Here is a 16,635-nt window from a genome sequence, read left to right on the forward strand (position 1 = left end):
GGGAACCGCCGTCACATGCGACGAATAGACGGGACTCCGATGTATTTTCGGCTTTCGGCTCAGCGTTACACATTCGCAACATTTCCCGCCGCCGCGATTCGTGTGACGCAAGCCCCGTCGGGTGGCGGGAAATCCGGTGCGCGCGACGGTAGTCGACGCTCGGGTGCGTGCCGTGCACTGCACAGACGAAAGTGGCGAATCGAGGCGACGCAAAGCGCGTCGAAAGGTATACGCGATTGGCTTCGTCATGGGCGCTCGACATGCACGTGCGATTCATCGGACGACGTCGTCGGACGGACCGCGCGAGCGTCCGGCCGTTTGTCGTCGTCGTGTCGAAGCGGCGATGCGAGTGTCCGTAGCAGTTGTGAAACATTCCGTAACGCACCGTCCGTACGCGATGGCCGTGCAACGATGCAGGCCGGGATGCGGGCCGGCTGGTTTGAATATTGCTGTAGTGGGAGGACGTGACGCTCGACACGGCGAGGAACGGCTCATGACGTGATCGATTCAATGCAACGGGACGCCGGTAGCACGACGATTCGCGCGGCCCGGACCGCGCGGACGAGGCAGCGCGCTCGCCCCGCAACACCGCCGCGTGTCGATCGCACGCGGGTACGGGATGCGCCGCCCGAATACATGCTTCGCGCCGTGTGCTGGATCGCCGGGCACGAAGCGGCTAAAACGAGGATAACGATGAAGAAGATCTTGCTTGTGTTCGGGACTCGGCCGGAGGCCATCAAGATGGCACCGCTGGTGCGTGCGCTGAAGGTGCAAGCGGACGTCGACGCCCGGGTATGCGTGACCGCGCAGCATCGGGAAATGCTCGACCAGGTGCTGACGCTGTTCGACATCAAGCCCGACTACGATCTCAACCTGATGCGGCAAGGCCAGACGCTGACCGACGTGACGACCGGCATTCTTCAGGCGATCGGCATCGTCTTCGACGAATTTCGGCCGGACGTCGTGCTGGTACACGGCGACACGACGACCACGCTCGCGGTGAGCCTGGCGGCGTTCTATCGTTATCTGCCGGTCGGTCACGTGGAGGCCGGCTTACGCAGCGGCGACATCTGGTCGCCGTGGCCGGAGGAGCTGAATCGCCGCGTGACCGATGCGGTGTCGTCATGGCATTTCGCGCCGACCGGGCTGGCGCGCGACAACCTGCTGAGCGAAGGCGTACCGGGCGGCGCGGTGTCGCTGACCGGCAATACCGTGATCGATGCGTTGCACGAGGTCAAGCGCATGCTCGATCGCACCGCCGCGCTGTCGGACAGGATCGCCGCGTACTTCCCGTTTCTCGAACCGTCGCGGCGCGTCGTGCTGGTCACCGGCCACCGCCGGGAAAGTTTCGGCGAACCGTTCCGGCATTTCTGCGATGCGCTGTGCACGCTGGCGGGCCGCTATCGCGATGCGCAGTTCGTCTATCCGCTGCATCCGAACCCGAACGTGCGGGAGCCGGCGCGCGCGCGGCTCGGCGATATTCCCAATATCTACCTGATCGAGCCGCAGGAATATCTTTCGTTCGTATTCCTGATGTCGAGAGCGCATTTCATCATCACGGATTCGGGCGGCATTCAGGAAGAAGGGCCGGCGCTCGGCAAGCCGGTGCTCGTCACGCGCGAGACGACGGAGCGGCCCGAGGCGATTCAGGCCGGTACCGCGCGGCTCGTCGGCACCGATCGGGACAGGATCGTCTGGGAGGCGTCGCGGCTGTTCGATAGCGAGAGCGCATACGAGGAAATGTCGCGTGCGAGCAATCCATACGGCGACGGCCATGCGAGCGAGCGGATCGTTCATGCGCTGATGCGCACGCCCGGGGCGCCCACGAAGACGACGAGTTTCTCGATGGGCGCCACGGAGATGCCGTTCAACGCGCTCACGCTCGGGCTGCAGGCGTTGCGGTCGCCGTGACGCGGAGCGCGCGGTAGCCCGCTCCGGCGCGTTCGGCGTGAACGTCGGGCATCCGGTCCGGCCGCAAGGTCGGGCGATGCTCGCACGTGACGACCCGAAGCGCATTTCCCCGACGCATTCAAAGTCATGCCACCGACACGTCCCGTTCCGGGGCGTGCTTTCTCCCCGTTTGCCCGAAACGCCCGAATCGCGCCGATCCGACGCCGAATCCGAAATGGTTCGATAATGCGGACGGCGATCCATGCGGACGAACGGCTGACCGGAGCGAGATTGAAAGGTTGCGCAGGCAACCGGCCGACAGCGGCGTTCGCGGCATCTGCCCGACCGTGCCTGCACGCGACACGGTCGACGAAACGGCGCCACGCCTGCCTGATCGTCCGGAACGTGAGCCGCGCCGTTCGAATCCCCACCCGATGCCTGCCCGGCGGGCATCGCAACCAGGAGGTGAACGATGATCACGCTGACCGTCAACGGTAGCGAGCAGCACTTCGACGGCAATCCCGACATGCCGTTGCTCTGGTATCTGCGCGATGTGCTCGGCCACACCGGCACCAAGTTCGGCTGCGGGATGGCGCTGTGCGGTGCGTGCACCGTGCATCTCGACGGCGTGGCGATCCGGTCGTGCATCACGCCGGTCGCGGCGGCGTCGGGCAAGCGCGTGACGACGATCGAGGGGCTGTCGACGGACCTCACGCATCCGCTGCAGCAGGCGTGGCAGGAGTTGAACGTCGCGCAATGCGGCTACTGCCAGTCCGGGCAGATCATGCAGGCCGCGTCGCTGCTGAAGACGAATCCTCATCCGACCGACGCAGACATCGACGACGCGATGTCCGGCAACATCTGCCGCTGCGGCACCTATACGCGCATTCGCGCGGCGATCAGGCTTGCCGTGCGCCGAGGGGGTGACGCATGAGCGCGCCCGAACTCTCCGTCCGCAACGAAAGCCGTCGCGCGCTGCTGCTCGGTTTCGCGTCCGGCGGGCTGTTGCTCGCGTTCGGCGTGCCGTCGCTCGCCCACGCGGCTGCCCCGGTGCAGCCACCCGTCAGCGCGAATCCGCAGTATGGCGGCGCGGGGATGCCGCACGGGTTGCGCGACGATCCGAACCTGTTCGTTGCGATCGCAACGGACGGCACCGTCACGGTGACCTGCATCCGCTCCGAGATGGGACAGGGCGTGCGCACGAGCGTCGCGCTCGTGGTGGCCGACGAGCTGGGCGCGGACTGGGCGCGCGTGAAGGTCGCGCAAGCGGTCGGCGACGAGCCGCGCTACGGCAACCAGAACACCGATGGATCGCGCAGCCTGCGCCAGAGCTTCGCCGCGCTGCGCCGCGCGGGCGCGGCCGCACGCACGATGCTCGCGCAGGCGGCGGCTGCCGTGTGGGGCGTCGACGTGGGTCGGGTGAAGGTGACAGTGCACGAGGTCGTCGATACCGGCAGCGGGCGCAAGCTCGGCTTCGGCGAGCTGTCGGCGAAAGCGGCCGCGCTGCCGGTGCCGGATACGAAGACGCTCGCGTTGAAGGCGCCGGCCGAGTTCCGCTATATCGGCAAGGGCAAGACGGCGTTGATCGACGGACGCGACATCGTCGGCGGCCGTGCGCGGTACGGGATCGATACGCGGCTCGACGGCATGCTGTATGCAGTCGTCGCGCGACCGCCGGCCTACGGCGACACGGTCGGGTCGTTCGACGCATCGGCCGCCGAGAAGCTGCCGGGTGTCGTCAAGGTCGTGCAGCTGGCGTCGGCGCCGCTGCCGTCCGGTTTTCAGCCGCTCGGCGGGGTGGCCGTCATTGCGCGCGATACGTGGACGGCCATCCAGGCACGCGCGCAGTTGAAGATCGACTGGAAGCGCGGGCAGCATGCGGACTACGACTCGGCTGCGTATCGCAAGACGCTCGAAGCGGCCGCCGCGCAGCCGGGCGACGTGATCCGCGACGACGGCGACGCGGCCGCCGCGCTTGCCGGCGCCGCGAAACGCGTGCGTGCGACGTACTACGTTCCGCATCTCGCGCACGCGACGATGGAGCCGCCCGCGGCCGTCGCGCGGGTGGCCGACGGCCGCTGCGAAGTGTGGACCTGCACGCAGGCGCCGCAGACCGCGCGCGACGAGGTCGCGAAGGCGCTCGCGTTGCCGACCGAGCGCGTGACGGTCAACGTGACGCTGCTCGGCGGCGGCTTCGGCCGCAAGTCGAAGCCCGATTACGTGGTGGAAGCCGCGCTGCTGTCGAAGGCGGTCGGCGCGCCCGTGAAGCTGACGTTCACGCGCGAGGACGACATCGCGCACGACTACTTTCACGCGGTGTCGCTCGAAGCGTTCGACGGCGGGATCGATGCGTCGGGCAAGGTGATCGCGTGGCGGCATCGCACGGTCGCGCCGTCGATCCAGTCGACGTTCCGGGCCGGCGTCGTGCACGAGCAGCCGGGCGAGCTCGCGCAAGGCATCGCGGATCTGCCGTTCGCGATTCCGAACGTGCGGATCGAGAATCCGGCCGCGGAAGCGCACACGCGGATCGGCTGGTTCCGCTCGGTGTACAACATCCCGCATGCGTTCGGCATCCAGAGTTTCGTGTCGGAGCTCGCGCATGCCGCCGGTCGCGATCCGAAGGATTTCCTGCTCGAACTGATCGGGCCTGCGCGGCGTTTCGAGCCGCACATCACGGTGAAGAACGTGAACTACGGCGAGGATCCCGCGCTGTATCCGGTCGATACCGGGCGCCTGCGGCGCGTGGTCGAGACGGTCGCGCGCGAAGCCGGGTGGGGGCGCAAGCTCCCGAAGGGGCACGGGCTCGGGATCGCCGCGCATCGCAGCTTCGTGTCGTATACGGCCGTGGTGTGCGAGGTGCAGGTCGGTGCGGACGGCAGGATTTCGGTGCCGCGCGTCGACATCGCGATCGACTGCGGGCCGCAGGTCAATCCTGAACGGGTACGCTCGCAGCTCGAGGGCGCCGTCGTGATGGGGCTCGGCATCGCGCTGCACGGCGAGATCACGTTCAAGGACGGCCGTCCGGAGCAGAGCAACTTCAACGGCTTCCAGGTGCTGAGAATGAACGAGGCGCCGCGCGACATCCGCGTGCATCTCGTCGCGCCGGACGATTTCGCGACGCCGCTCGGCGGGGTCGGCGAGCCGGGCCTGCCGCCCGTTGCGCCGGCGCTGACCAACGCGATCTTCGCGGCGACCGGCACGCGCATCCGCAGCCTGCCGATTGCCGATCAGCTCGCGAAACCGCAGGCGGGTTGACGCGGTAACCGTCCCGCGCCGGGCCGCATCGTGCGGCCCGGCCCCCTCTCGACGCCCTGAACACCGGACCCATGATTCGTGTGAACCGGCCCTGACGCACGACGTTGTCGTTTGCGAACGACCGTGCTAAATTCCTGCCAGCACTTGCAGTCACGCAACCCTACATTCGGCTGACATGGCCGGTAGCCCGGGAGGCAGCACGATGAGTCTGTTGATGTCGCGACGCGATCTCGCGTTCCTGCTGTATGACTGGCTCGACGCCGAGGCGCTCGCCGCGCTGCCGCGCTACGCGGAGCACGGTCGCGAGACTTTCGATGCGGTGCTCGACACCAGCGAGCGGATTGCCGAAGACCTGTTCGCACCGCACGCGGCGCGCGGCGACCGCGAGGAGCCGCGGTTCGACGGCGAACGCGTGACGCTGATCCCGGAGGTCGAACCGGCCGTGCGCGCGTTCGCGGACGCCGGGCTGATCGCCGCGGGTCACGACGAAGCGCTCGGCGGCATGCGTTTGCCGAAACTGGTCGAAGCCGCGTCGTTCCTGTTCTTCCAGGCCGCGAACATCGCGACGGCCGCGTATCCGTTTCTGACCGTCGCCAATGCGAACCTGCTCGTCGCGCACGGCAGTGCCGCGCAGATCGACGCGTTCGCCCGCCCGGAGCTGGAAGGGCGTTTCCTCGGCACGATGTGTCTATCCGAACCGCAAGCCGGTTCGTCGCTGTCCGACATTGCGACGCGCGCCGATTTCGAACGCGATTCGCCGCTCGGCGCACGCTATCGGCTGACCGGCAACAAGATGTGGATTTCCGGCGGCGAGCACGAGCTGGCGGAGAACATCGTCCACCTCGTGCTCGCGAAGATTCCCGACGAACACGGCCGGTTGCCGCCCGGCACGCGCGGCATCTCGCTGTTCATCGTGCCGAAGTTCCTGACCGGCGCCGATGCCGACGCGAACGGCGAGCACAACGACGTCGTGCTCGCGGGGCTGAACCACAAGATGGGCTATCGCGGCACGACCAATTGCCTGCTGAATTTCGGCGAAGGGACGCGTTATCGGCCGCAAGGGCGTGCGGGCGCGATCGGCTACCTGGTCGGCCAGCCGAATCAAGGTCTGGCGTACATGTTCCACATGATGAACGAAGCGCGCATCGGGGTCGGCGCGGGCGCGGTGGCGCTCGGCTATACCGGTTATCTGCACGCGCTCGACTACGCGCGCAACCGTCCGCAAGGGCGCCCGCTCGGGCCTCGCGGCAAGGATGCGGCCGCGCCGCAAACGCCGATCGTCGACCATCCGGACGTGCGGCGCATGCTGCTCGCGCAGAAGGCTTACGTCGAAGGCGGTCTCGCGCTGATCCTGTATTGCGCGAGGCAGGTCGACGAAGCGCGCGCGCACGACGATGCGGCGGTGCGCGTCGATGCCGCGCGCCTGCTCGACATCCTGACGCCGATCGCGAAGAGCTGGCCGTCGCAGTGGTGTCTTGCCGCGAACGATCTCGCGATCCAGGTGCACGGCGGGTATGGCTACACGCGCGACTACGCGGTCGAACGGCTCTATCGCGACAATCGTCTGAATCCGATTCACGAAGGCACGCACGGGATCCAGGCGCTCGACCTGCTGGGCCGCAAGGTGAGTCAGGACGACGGCGCGTCGCTGCGCGCGCTCGATGTGCGGATCGGCGCGACCGTCGAGCGCGCGCGAGCGCTGGCTGCCGGCACGCGCGAGCAGGCCGATGCATTGGCCCGCCGTTGGACGAGGCTGTGCGACGTGACGCGCCAGTTGAGCGCGATCGGCGATCCGCAGACGCGGCTGGCGAACGCGAGCGTCTATCTCGAAGCGTTCGGCCATCTCGTCGTCGCATGGCTGTGGCTCGACGTGACGCTCGCCGCGCACGGGCACGACGGCGATTTCCACGACGGCAAGCGGGCGGCGGCCCGTTACTTTTTCCGCTGGGAACTGCCGAAGGTGGATGCGCAGCTCGACCTGCTGTCGAGCGTCGACACGACGACGCTCGACATGCGCGACGCGTGGTTCTGAACGTGGTTTCAACGATATTCCGGAATACCGACGATCTTGCCGATGCCGATGGCCATCGCATGCGCGTCGTGAACCGGCCGCGCGGGGGTATCCCACCCACCGCACCGATGCGCGGCCACGCCGCGCAAGGAGACAGAAGCACATGAAAGCCCTGTTGTGTACCGCATTCGGCCCGATCGATCGCTTGCGCATCGAGGACGTCGCGATTCCCGAACCGGCTGCCGGGCAGGTCCGGATCCGGGTGAAGGCGGCATCGCTCAATTTTCCCGACGCGTTGATCGTCCAGGGGCTGTATCAGGTGAAACCGGCGCTGCCGTTTTCGCCGGGCGCCGAGTTTGCCGGCGTGATCGACGCGGTCGGCGAGGGCGTCACCGCGTGGCGACCCGGCGATTCGGTGATGGCGTTTACCGGACACGGCGGGTTCGCGGAGCAGTGCGTGGCCGATGCGCACCAGCTCGCCGCGCTGCCGCCGGGCATGACGTTCGAGCAGGGCGCGGCGCTCGTGCTCGCCTACGGCACGTCGCTGCACGCATTGCAGCAGCGCGCGCGCCTGCAGGCGGGCGAGACGCTGCTCGTGCTGGGCGCGGCCGGCGGCGTCGGGATCGCCGCGATCGAGATCGCGAAAGCGCTCGGCGCACGCGTGATCGCGGCCGCGTCGAGCGCGGACAAACTCGCGCTGTGCCGCGAAGCGGGCGCCGACGAGACGATCGACTATGCGACCGAGGACCTGCGCCGCCGCGTCGACGAGCTGACCGGCGGGCGCGGCGCCGACGTCGTCTACGATCCGGTGGGCGGCGCGAGCAGCGAAGCGGCGCTGCGCGCGACCGCGTGGCGCGGTCGGTTCCTCGTGGTCGGCTTCGCGGCCGGCGAGATCCCGAAGATCGCCCTGAACCTCGCGCTGCTGAAGGAGCGCGACATTCTCGGCGTGTTCTGGGGCGATGCGGTGCGGCGCGATCCGGCGCAGCATGCCGCGAACATGCGGCTGCTCGCCGAATGGTTCGCGGCCGGCAAGGTGCGGCCCGCGATCACCGAGCGCGTGTCGCTGGCCGGCGCGGCCGACGCGATCGCGCGGATGGCGAACCGGCAGGTGAAGGGCAAGGTGGTGATTTTCCCGGACGCGTGATCCGGTTTCGCCGCGCGGCGATTCAACGCAGTCCGCGCGGCGGATGCTTCGCGAACGCGGGCGCGGCGCGACCTGTTGTAAAGAGCCGCGACCCGGTTTCCGTTCCGTCCAACCTCGATGCTGGAGACTTCGATGACACACGCCCCGCTGCATCTTCATCCCGCTGTCGCGAAATCGCTCGATACATGGCATGCGATGGTCGAGCGCAAGGATTTCGGCGCGCTGGACTCGATCGTCCATCCGGACGCCGTGTTCCGTTCGCCGATGGCGTTCAAGCCGTACGGGCCGGCGCCTGCGCTGCTGATGGCGCTGCGCACGGTGATCACGATTCTCGAGAACTTCACTTATCACCGCCAGTTCGTGACCGACGACGGCAAGAACGTCGTGCTGGAGTTCGGCGCGACCGTCGGCGACAAGGCGTTGAGGGGAATCGACATGATTCGCTTCGACGACGACGGCCGGATCGTCGAGTTCGAGGTCATGATCCGGCCGTTCAATGCGCTGCAGGCGCTCGGCGCGGAAATGGGCGCGCGGCTCGGGCAGCAGTTGCCGGCGTTCAAGACCGGCGGTTGAGCGGCGCGGCGGTGGCCGCGCAGGCTTTCGAAGGCAGTCTTCACCGCGGTACGCGCTACGGTGCGTTCGTGATCGGTTGCGCCGGCAACTTTCTTCGTCACGCCGTGCCGGATCATGCGGCACCCTGCGCGCGATTCAGCACGAAGTCGTAGTCGAGCGTGTAGAACGGCGTGTCCATGTAACGAAGAACCGTTTCTGCAGCAGTTCGCGAACGATACGCAGGCCGAAGTGAAGCGCGGAGCACGCGGCTTTCGCTGGCAAACGGTCGCGATCGGTCCGCGATTACGCGACAGAGGGAGCCGGCGTCGAGCGCGGTCGTGACGTACCCACACGAGTACGCGATGCGCAACCGGCCGCAGGGCGAGAACCCAAGCTGTCAAAATCCTGACGGATCAAGTTGATATATTGTATCATCTGACGTTTTCGTCGCCGGCCGGCCGGGTTGTCCGGGTCGGCCGCGTGCGACGACAGCTACGAAGATCGATACGACGTGACGAGAATCGGACACACCGCGGCGCACGTGGAGCGGCGCCATGCCGCGACGCGCCGGCACACGGGCGCCTCGCGCGCACGCGCGGCACGCAGTTGCACGACCTTGCTGGGCTGCGCGATGGCCGCCACCGGCGCGTTGGCCGCCGAAGCCGCCGCAGTGGCGCCGGACGACCGGCATGCGCTGCCGGCGATCAGCGTCACCGCGTCGTCCGCGCCGTCCGACCCGCTGACGCAACCGCTCGAAACGGGCTCGCGGCTCGGGCTTGCCAGCCTCGACACGCCCGCAAGCGTCGAAACCGTCACGGCCGACACGATCGCAGCACGCGGCGATCGCACGGTGCTCGACGCGCTCACGCGCACGGCCGGCTTTTCGAGCGCGATCGCGCCGGGCACCGGCGGCACCGCGTCGAGCGTGCGCGGCTTCAGCGGGCAGGAGTCGGTGATGATGCTGCTCGACGGCGTCCGGTTGATGCCGGCGGCCGGCACGATCACGTTTCCGTTCGACACGTGGTCGGTCGCGCGCATCGAGGTACTGCGCGGCCCGGCATCGGTACTGTACGGCGAAGGGGCGATCGGCGGTGTCGTCAACGTGGTGCCGAAGCGGCCGCAGCGCACGCGCGAGACGACGCTGCAGGCGGGCGTCGGCCCCGACGGCGCGAAGCGCTTCGCGTTCGATACGACGGGCGCGCTCGGCCCGCGGCTGTCGTACCGCTTCTACGCGAGCGATGCGCGCGCGAACGGTCTCGCCGAGCGGGCCGATACGCATACGACGGCCGTCGGCGGCGCGCTGACGCTCGACGTGAGCCCGCAGCTTGCGCTGACGCTCGACCACGACTACGGAAGGCAGATGCCGGCGACGTACTATGGCGTGCCGGCGCCGAGCGGCGTGCTCGATCCGTCGCTGCGCAAGCTGAACTACACGGTCGGCGACGCGACGATTTCGTACCACGACCAGTGGACGCGCCTGTCGGCCCGCTACCGGCCGGCGGTCGGCGTGACGATCGACAACCAGCTTTACTATCTGACGTCCAACCGCCATTGGCGCAACGCCGAATCGTACGTGCTCGACCCGGCGTCCGGGCGCGTCACGCGTGGCGACTATCTCGACATCGGGCACCATCAGCGGCAGATCGGCGACCGGCTGAGCGCGCGCGTCGACGGGATGCTGTTCGGTCGCGCAAACCGCTTCGTCGTCGGCACGGAATTCAGCCAGATTACGTTCAGCGGTACCAACAATTCACCGTACGGCGGCGAAACGACCGTGCCGGCGCACGGCTTCGATCCCGGCGTCTTCACGAGTCCCGACCCGACCGTGCCGCAGTTCAGCACGCGCGCGCGGCAGGCGGCGGTATTCGCGGAGAACCGGCTCGAAGTGCTGCCGCGGCTCGCGTGGGTGAGCGGCCTGCGCTACGACCACATCGCGTTCAGCCGCGAACAGGCGGCAACCGGCGCGGGCTTCGACAAGCGGTTCGCGAACGTCGGCTGGCGTACCGGTCTCGTGTTCGACATCGCGCCGACGTTCAGCGCGTATGCGCAGTACACGACGGGTGCGGAGGGCGTCGGCTCGCTCGTGACGCTGTCCGCTTCGCAGATGCATTACCGGCTCGCGACCGGCGAGCAGTGGGAAGCCGGGCTCAAGCAGACGCTGCTCGACGGTCGCGCGTACTGGACGGTCGCGGTGTACGACATCACGAAGCGCAATCTGCTCAGCACCGATCCGTTCAATCCGGCCCTGCGCCAGCAGGTCGGCCGGCAGTCGTCGCGCGGCGTCGAGCTGACCGGCGGCGCGCGGCTGCCGCACGGCTGGACGATCGATGCGAACGTTGCGCTGCTGCATGCGCGCTACGACGCATTCAACCAGACCGTCGGCGGCGCGACGGTGTCGCGGGCCGGCAACGTGCCGTCCGGCGTGCCGCAGCAGACCGCGAACCTGTGGCTCGGCTGGGCGTTCGCCGAGCGCTGGCACGCGAATGCGGGCGTGCGTTACGTCGGTGCGACCTACGGCGACGACGCGAATCGCGTGCAGGTGCCGTCGTACACCGTGTTCGATGCGTCGCTGCGCTGGCAGCCGACGTCGCGCACCGCGCTCGCGCTGTATCTGCGCAATCTCGCGAACCGCACGTACGCGGTGACGACGTCGAATGGCGGCGAGCAATGGCTGCTCGGTCCGTCGCGCGCGGCGGAGCTCGTCGCGACGATGCGCTTCTGAAGCGGCACGACATGCGCCCCGTCACTCACATGCTCGACATCGAACGCGTGCGCTGGTCTCCCGGCGGCGCGGTCGACGTGCTCGATTCGGTGACGCTGACGGTCGCCGAAGGCGAGTTCGTCGGGCTGGTCGGCCCGAACGGCAGCGGCAAGACGAGCCTGCTGCGCTGCGTGTTCCGCTACGCGCGGCCCGACGCGGGCCGCGTCGCGCTCGACGCGCAGGACGTGTGGCGCATGCGGCCGCGTGCGCTCGCGCAGCGCATCGCGGTGCTGCAGCAGGAAACGCCGGACGATTTCGGGCTGACGGTCGACGAGCTGGTCGGCATGGGTCGCACGCCGCACAAGCGGCCGTTCGATGCGGAGTCGGCCGACGATCGGCGGATCGTCGAAGCGTCGCTGCACGCTGTCGGTCTCGTCGAGCGCCGCGCACAGCGCTTCGCGTCGCTGTCGGGCGGCGAGAAGCAGCGCGCGCTGCTGGCCCGCGCGCTCGCGCAGCAGCCCGACCTGCTGTTGCTCGACGAACCGACCAACCATCTCGACCTGCGTCACCAGCTCGAACTGCTCGCGCGCGTGCGCCGCCTCGGCATCGCGACGCTCGCGACGATTCACGACCTCAATCTCGCGGCCGCGTATTGCGACCGGCTCCATGTACTCGCGCACGGCCGCGTCGTCGCGTCCGGCGTGCCGGACGAGGTGTTGACCGCAGCGCTGCTGCGCGACGTGTTCGGCGTCGCCGCGCTGGTCGATCGCCATCCCGTCACGGGCCGCCCGCGCATCACGCCGCTTCACCCGGAATGACCGCCATGCCGTTTCCTGTTCCGTCCTTCGTCTCCCGCCGGTTCGTCGCCGCTGCCGTGCTCGGCTGCGCGGCCGTTCACGCGGCGGCCTATCCCGTCACCGTACGCAGTTGCGATCGCGACGTGACGTTCGAGCGCGCGCCGACGCGCGCGGTGAGCAACGACGTGAACCTGACCGAGATGATGCTCGTGCTCGGCCTGAAGGACCGGCTCGTCGGCTATACGGGCATCGGCGGCTGGAAGACGGGCACCGCGCGCGTACGCGACGCATTGCGCGGCGTGGCCGAACTGGCGAGCCAGTATCCGTCGCTGGAAGTGCTGGCCGCTGCGCGTGCCGATTTCTATCTCGCGGGCTGGAACTACGGGATGCATGTCGGCGGGCCGGTGACGCCGGCGACGCTCGCGCCGTTCGGCATCCGCACGTACGAACTGACCGAATCGTGTTCGCACGTGATGAAGCAGTCGGCCGCATCGTTCGACGACGTGTTCCGCGACCTGAACAATCTCGGCCGGATCTTCGGCGTCGAGGCGCGCGCCGCGCAAGTCGTCGCCGCGATGCGCGCGCGGCTCGCGGCGGTGTCGCGCACGATCGGTCGCCCGGCGCCGTTGCGCGTGTTCGTTTACGACAGCGGCACCGACAAGCCGATGACGGCGGGCGGGCTCGCGATGCCGACCGCGTTGCTCGCGGCGGCGGGCGCGCGCAACGTGATGGCCGACGTGCCGCGCAGCTGGACGCAGGTGAGTTGGGAAAGCGTGGTCGCGCGCGACCCGCAGGTGATCGTGATCGTCGACTATTCGGCGATCACGGCCGCGCAGAAGCAGCAGTTCCTGACGAGCCAGCCGGCGCTCGCACGCGTGGCCGCGATTCGCGACCGGCGTTTCGTCGTGATTCCGTACGATGCCGCGACGCCAGGCCCCGAGAACGTCGCGGCCGTCGAGACGCTCGCCCGCGCGCTGTATCCGGCCGCATTTGCCGGGGCGGCACGGTGAGCGTGCGCGGGCAGGCGGCGCGGCCCGGCATGCGGGTGGTGCTGCCGGGGCTGGCCGTACTGCTGATCGTGTCGATCGTCGTGTCGGCCGCGTTCGGCCCCGCGCCGATCGCGATGCCGGCCGCGGTGCGGATCGTCGCCGCGCACGTCGCGTCGGCGTTCGGCGGCGCCGACGCGTTCGCGGCGGGCGCGGGCGACGACAGCATCGTCTGGCTGATCCGGATGCCGCGTGCGCTGCTGGCCGCGATCGTCGGCGCGACGCTGGCGGCGGTCGGCGTCGCGTTGCAGGCAGCGACCGCGAACCGCCTGGCCGATCCGCACCTGCTCGGCGTGAGCGCGGGCGCGATGCTCGGCGCGATCGCGGTCACGGTGGTGGCCGGCGCGGCGTTCGGCCCGTTCACGCTGTCGGCCGCCGCTTTCGCGGGCGCGCTCGGGGCCACCGCCTGCGTGGTCGCGCTCGCTTACCGGGGCGGCCGGCTCGAATCGGACCGGCTGCTGCTCGCGGGCGTATCGGTGTCGTTCATGATGGCCGCGTTCGGCAACCTGCTGCTGTACCTCGGCGATCAACGGGCCGCGTCGTCGGTGCTGTTCTGGATGCTCGGCGGGGTCGGGCTCGCGCGCTGGGACTTGCTGCCGGTGCCGGCCGTGTGCGCGGTGCTCGCCGGCGGCGCGCTCCATGCGCGTCGGCGCGAACTGAACGCGCTGATGTCGGGCGATGTCGCCGCCGCGTCGCTCGGCGTGCCGAGCGCCAGGATGCGGCGCGAAGTGTTCGTCGTCGCGTCGTTCGCGACGGGCGCGATGGTCGCGGTGAGCGGCGCGATCGGCTTCGTCGGGCTCGTGACACCGCATCTGTGCCGTCGCGTCGTCGGGGCCGAGCACGGCCGGCTGCTGCCGGTCGCCGCGCTGGCCGGCGCGATCCTGCTCGTGTGGGCCGATGTCGCCGCGCGCACGCTCGCGGCGCCCGAGGATCTGCCGATCGGCATCGTGACCGCGCTGTTCGGCAGCCTGTTCTTCGTCGCGCTGCTGCGGCGGCGCTGAACGCGGGCGCTGTCAGGCGAGGGCGGGCCGAGTTCCGTGGTTCGTCTTCATCGAAACGGGATGACCGTGCCCGTGCCGTGGCGGCCGCGCCTATCGGCGTGCGGGTTCGCAGCGTCGAACAGGCTGTCCGGCAGCGCACGCAGGGGCAGCGTGATCACGAAGCGTGCGCCGCCGAGCGGCGAATCCTCGAGCCGCACGTCGCCGCCGTGCACCTGCGCGACGCGTCGCACGATCGCGAGCCCGAGCCCGAAGCCGCCGGTCTGCCGGTCGCGGCTCGAGTCGAGCCGCTGGAACGGTTCGAACACGCGGGCGCGCTCGGCGGCCGGGATGCCCGGCCCGTCGTCGTCGACGCTCAGCACGAGCGCACCGGACCGATCTCGCGTGGCGGCCAGCACGACCTTGCGCGACGCATAGCGGGCGCCGTTGCGGATCAGGTTCAGCAGGGCACGGGCGACGAGCTTCGGATCGCAGACGTGGGTCGCGGGCGCGTCGAGCGTCGACACGTCGAGCGCGATGCCGCGATCGGCGATGTCGTCCGCGACGTTGCCGGCGACGCTGTCGAGCAGCGCGTCGACGACGACCTCCATCGGCGCGAGTTCGCTCGCGCCCTGTTCGAGCCGGCCGATCGTCAGCAATTCGGTGACGAGCTCGTCGAGTTCGCGCACGTCGCGCCGCAGCGCGTCGCGGCGCTCGCGCATCCGGCCGGTTTCGTCGGGATCGGCGAGCAGCGCGAGCCCGAATTCGAGCCGGGCGAGCGGCGTTTTCAGTTCATGCGAGATGCCGTGCATCATTTCGCGCTGCTGCTTGATCGACGCCTCGATGCGCGCGGCCATGTCGTTGAACTGCTGAGACAGCTCGTAGATGTTCGACTTGCCCGACAGTTTCACGCGCGTCGACAGCATCCCGGCGCCGAATGCGCGCGCGGCGTCCTGCAGCCGGCGAATGTCGCGCCAGTGATGGTGAATCCACAGCACCACCGCGAACAGCGTCGCGAGCGCGAGCAGCATGTACGCATAGATGCGGATGTCGAGGTCCGCCGCCTCGATCGGCCGCGCATGCAGCACCGAGCCGTCCGCAAGCGGCATGTAGTAGTCCTTGCCGTCGTAGCTGATCGCGATCCTGCCGGCATCGAGATCGCGCAGCGGCGCGCCGCTCAGTCGCGCACGCGCGTCGGCCATCGACATGAACCCGAACCCTTCGCGGCCGTGCAGCGCCAATTCGCGCAACGCGAGCTCGCGCTGCGCGCCCGGATGGCGCTCGAGGTAATCGTTCAGCACGAACGCGTAGGTCGTCAGCGAGTCGCGCTGCGCCTGCGCGACGCGCTCGTAGAAGATCCGGTCGAACGACAGCTGGATGAAGACGATCGACGCGCCGACGCACAGGATCACGACGAGGTACAACCGGAGCAACGGGCGCAGCATTTACTCGTCCCACGCAGAAGGGCTGAACAGGTAGCCGCGGCCCCAGATCGTCTTGATCTTGTGCGGCTCCGATGACGCATCCTCGAAGCGGCGGCGCAGCTTCGAGATGCCGGAATCGACCGAGCGGTCGAGCCCGTCGAATTCGATGCCGCGCAACTGCTTGAGGATGTCGTCGCGGCTCAGCACGGTGCCGGCCGCGCGCGCGAGGATCAGCAGCAGGTTGAATTCGGCGGTCTTCAACTCGACCGGCTCGCCGCGCCACGTGACGGTGCGGTTCGGCGGCGAGATCGTCAGTTCGCCGAATACGAGCGCGTCGGGCGCGACGGCGCTCGCTTCCGCCGCGGCCGGCTGCGCGCGGCGCAACAGCGCACGGGCGCGCGCGACGAGCACGCGCGGCTCGATCGGTTTCGTCACGTAGTCGTCGGCGCCGGTCTCGAGCCCGGCGACCTGGTCGTACACGTCCGCGCGCGCGGTCAGGATCAGCACGGGGACGTTGGTGAACGCGCGGATGCGCCGGCAGACTTCCATGCCGTCGAGATTCGGCAGCATCAGGTCGAGTATCACGAGGGCCGGCTGGTGCTCGCGCACCGCGGCGACGGCGAGGTCGCCGCGCCGCACGACCGTCACCGCGAATTCATAGCCGTCGAGGTATTCGCGGACGAGCTGCGCGAGGCGATCGTCGTCCTCGATCAGCAGCACACGGTATTTGAGCGGAACTTCGTTCATGGTCTCCTCAGGATGCACGCGCCATCTCGTTCCCGGCAGACCGATGCGCGGCGGCACGTGAATTCTATCCGGCGGACCGGCTGCCGGGGCA

At 69.0% G+C, this 16,635-nt stretch carries 12 protein-coding genes; 10 read left to right on the plus strand and 2 right to left on the minus strand.

What is annotated here, in order from left to right:
• Positions 1-693: 693 nt before the first annotated feature.
• The 10 genes from wecB to WT53_RS02785 all read left to right on the plus strand — a co-directional run bounded on the left by wecB (position 694) and on the right by WT53_RS02785 (position 14,397).
• A complete protein-coding gene (gene wecB / locus WT53_RS02740) occupies positions 694-1,911 on the plus strand; it encodes a non-hydrolyzing UDP-N-acetylglucosamine 2-epimerase (RefSeq protein WP_034206990.1) in 1,218 nt (405 codons plus the stop codon).
• Between the two features lie 451 nt (positions 1,912-2,362).
• Positions 2,363-2,824, plus strand: coding sequence for a (2Fe-2S)-binding protein (locus tag WT53_RS02745; protein ID WP_034206991.1), 462 nt, complete (start codon positions 2,363-2,365; stop codon positions 2,822-2,824).
• Positions 2,821-5,145 (plus strand): xanthine dehydrogenase family protein molybdopterin-binding subunit, encoded by a 2,325-nt coding sequence (locus tag WT53_RS02750; RefSeq protein WP_034206992.1) that lies wholly within the window; start codon positions 2,821-2,823, stop codon positions 5,143-5,145. The genes WT53_RS02745 and WT53_RS02750 overlap by 4 nt, the downstream gene beginning before the upstream one ends.
• A gap of 202 nt (positions 5,146-5,347) precedes the next feature.
• Positions 5,348-7,177, plus strand: a complete 1,830-nt coding sequence (locus WT53_RS02755) for an acyl-CoA dehydrogenase (protein ID WP_034206993.1) — start codon at positions 5,348-5,350, stop codon at positions 7,175-7,177.
• Positions 7,178-7,319: 142 nt separating this feature from the next.
• On the plus strand, positions 7,320-8,300 hold the full coding sequence (locus WT53_RS02760; protein ID WP_059782687.1) for an NADPH:quinone oxidoreductase family protein: 981 nt from the start codon (positions 7,320-7,322) through the stop codon (positions 8,298-8,300).
• Positions 8,301-8,432: 132 nt separating this feature from the next.
• On the plus strand, positions 8,433-8,873 hold the full coding sequence (locus tag WT53_RS02765; RefSeq protein ID WP_060258438.1) for a nuclear transport factor 2 family protein: 441 nt from the start codon (positions 8,433-8,435) through the stop codon (positions 8,871-8,873).
• Positions 8,874-9,483: 610 nt separating this feature from the next.
• Entirely contained in the window at positions 9,484-11,574 is a 2,091-nt protein-coding gene (locus tag WT53_RS02770) for a TonB-dependent siderophore receptor (RefSeq protein WP_060258444.1), read from the plus strand.
• An 11-nt stretch (positions 11,575-11,585) separates the two neighbouring features.
• Positions 11,586-12,371 carry an ABC transporter ATP-binding protein gene (locus tag WT53_RS02775; RefSeq protein WP_060258441.1) on the plus strand — a complete coding sequence of 262 codons (786 nt, stop codon included), beginning with the start codon at positions 11,586-11,588 and terminating at the stop codon, positions 12,369-12,371.
• Positions 12,368-13,360 (plus strand): ABC transporter substrate-binding protein, encoded by a 993-nt coding sequence (locus tag WT53_RS02780; RefSeq protein ID WP_060258391.1) that lies wholly within the window; start codon positions 12,368-12,370, stop codon positions 13,358-13,360. Before WT53_RS02775 ends, WT53_RS02780 begins: the two co-directional genes overlap by 4 nt.
• Before the next feature lie 29 nt (positions 13,361-13,389).
• Positions 13,390-14,397: an iron ABC transporter permease gene (locus tag WT53_RS02785; RefSeq protein WP_155294465.1), complete on the plus strand. Its 1,008-nt coding sequence runs from the start codon at positions 13,390-13,392 to the stop codon at positions 14,395-14,397.
• Between the two features lie 47 nt (positions 14,398-14,444).
• Here the strand turns inward: WT53_RS02785 and WT53_RS02790 are convergent, their stop codons facing one another.
• Entirely contained in the window at positions 14,445-15,818 is a 1,374-nt protein-coding gene (locus WT53_RS02790; RefSeq protein ID WP_034207002.1) for an ATP-binding protein, read from the minus strand.
• Positions 15,819-16,544 (minus strand): response regulator, encoded by a 726-nt coding sequence (locus WT53_RS02795; RefSeq protein ID WP_034207003.1) that lies wholly within the window; start codon positions 16,542-16,544, stop codon positions 15,819-15,821. It lies immediately after the preceding gene.
• Positions 16,545-16,635: the final 91 nt, after the last annotated feature.

Origin of the sequence: Burkholderia sp. MSMB2157WGS (assembly GCF_001532755.1) — a bacterium.
Lineage (GTDB): Bacteria > Pseudomonadota > Gammaproteobacteria > Burkholderiales > Burkholderiaceae > Burkholderia.